This is a genomic window from Schnuerera sp., assembly GCF_035459645.1.
Lineage (GTDB): Bacteria > Bacillota > Clostridia > Tissierellales > Tepidimicrobiaceae > Schnuerera.
The window spans coordinates 1-2057 of the sequence record NZ_DATHXO010000155.1 but is presented as its reverse complement, the minus strand read 5'-3'; the positions used below and the strand labels follow the sequence as shown (position 1 = coordinate 2057).

Annotated in this window: 2 protein-coding genes and 1 pseudogene; 2 read left to right on the top strand and 1 reads right to left on the bottom strand. The window is 30.7% G+C overall.

Translation table 11 applies throughout. From position 1 onward, the window contains the following. Positions 1 to 385, top strand: a 385-nt coding sequence (locus VK998_RS03640) for a GerMN domain-containing protein (RefSeq protein WP_325225587.1), incomplete at its 5' end; no start/stop codon positions are given. A gap of 207 nt (positions 386 to 592) precedes the next feature. Further along, positions 593 to 1654: an RNA polymerase sigma factor RpoD gene (rpoD, locus tag VK998_RS03635; RefSeq protein ID WP_325225584.1), complete on the top strand. Its 1062-nt coding sequence runs from the start codon at positions 593 to 595 to the stop codon at positions 1652 to 1654. A 55-nt stretch (positions 1655 to 1709) separates the two neighbouring features. Here the strand turns inward: rpoD and VK998_RS03630 are convergent. Next, positions 1710 to 2057, bottom strand: a pseudogene (locus VK998_RS03630) (tRNA 2-thiocytidine biosynthesis protein TtcA); the annotation flags it as partial.

The following is a 2057-nucleotide window of genomic DNA, read 5'->3' as shown; positions in this document are numbered from 1 at the left end:
TGCTAATAAAGAATATGTGGAAACAGGCGATGAAAGTTTGGAAAAACTTATCCACGAAACAAGAACTGTTGAATATGGGGATATTACCCTAGAAGAGAGGATTGTAAAAGAGTTGATGAAAGGCCCAGAATCAGATAACTTAAGTACTGTTATCCCATCGAATGTAAAACTATTAGGCGTAGAAGTTGCTGATGAAACTGCTTTCGTAAACTTTGCTGGAGAAGAGCTTTATGGAGGCTCAATGCAAGAAGACTTTACCATAGCTCAAATAGTTAATTCCTTGGTAGAGCTTGATAGTGTAGAAAGAGTTCAATTCCTAATAGACGGTCAAAAGGCTGAAACCTTAATGGGTCATATTGAAATTACTGAACCTTTTGAAGAATAATCAATTGTTTAAATAATTGGAACTAAGGGTAAATTAATCCTACCCTTAGTTTTATTTATTTGCTAGCTCAATCGAAACTATATCTACCGTTATAAAGAAAAACACCAAGAATAATGTAAAATAACGCTTTATATGATAAGATATATATAAGTATCTATTATTAGACTTTAAATAATTAAAATATCATTTTAAAGAAAGGGGTTTTGAATGAGTAAAAGCACTGAAAAACAAAAAAACATAGCCATCCAAAAATTAATAGATAAAGGCAAAAAGAAAGGTAAACTTGCCAATAGTGAAATATTGGATTATTTAGAAGATATAGATTTAAACCCTGAACAGATAAATGAAGTATATGAAAATTTAGAAGATATGGACGTTAATATAATTAAAAACAAAAAAAATAATAAAGCTAAAAAAACATCAAAACCTAAAACCGTAATAGTTGACGACCCTGTTCGAATGTATTTAAAAGAAATCGGTAAGGTTTCTCTTCTAACTAGAGAAGAAGAAATTACTTTAGCAAAAAAGGTAGAAGCAGGAGATGAAATAGCAAAAAAGAAGCTTGCAGAAGCAAACTTGAGATTAGTAGTTAGTATTGCTAAAAAACATATCGGTAGAGGAATGTCATTACTAGATTTAATTCAAGAAGGAAACTTAGGACTTATTAAAGCAGTAGAAAAGTTTGATTACACAAAAGGATATAAATTTAGCACCTATGCTACTTGGTGGATACGTCAAGCCATAACAAGAGCTATAGCAGATCAGGGAAGAACTATAAGAATCCCTGTCCATATGATTGAAAATATAAATAAACTTGTAAGAATACAAAGAGAACTTGTACAAGAATTAGGTAGAGAACCCTTCCCAGAAGAAATAGCCGAACATATGGATATGGATATAGATAAGGTTAGAGATATAATCAAAATAGCCCAAAAACCAATTTCATTAGAAACTCCTATAGGAGAAGAAGAAGACAGTCAACTAGGCGATTTTATTGAAGATGAACATGTAGAAACACCTGCCGATAACGCTACACATGTTATGCTTAAAGAGGAATTAGTCGATACTTTAGGCACCTTAACTCCTAGGGAACAAAGAGTATTAGAATTGCGCTTTGGTTTAAACGATGGAAGAACTAGAACTTTAGAAGAAGTTGGAAATGTATTTAATGTTACAAGAGAAAGAATCCGACAAATAGAAGCAAAGGCCCTTAGAAAACTTAGACATCCTAGTAGAAGTAAAAAATTAAAAGATTTCCTAAAAGAATAATAAAGGATTCAGAATATAGTAAATGAATCCTTTATTATATATTAACCATATTGTTCTAGTAAAAATCTAAAAATGAATGTTTTTCTCCATCTTTATTCCATCCTAATATACCATTCATATTTACATTCTCAGCCGCTCTAAATATAGACATATCAACATTTGCAAAATTCTTTTTCAATTCTTCTATTAGTTCTTTAATCTCTTCTCTTTTGCTGCCTATTTTTTTGGCAGCTACCATACAAGCACAATTTAATGGCCATATGCCACTGTACTGAATAAACCTTTTTATATATTCTTCTTCTATATAATAAAGAGGTCTTATAAGCTCTATACCTTCATAGTTTTTAGATTTTAATTTTGGTAGCATAGTTTTAAAATTACCAGAACATAAAAGGTTTAGAAG

Coding starts and splice junctions, on each gene's coding strand:
- rpoD (WP_325225584.1), top strand. CDS start 593: ATGAGTAAAAGCACTGAAAAACAAAAAAACATAGCCATCCAAAAATTA.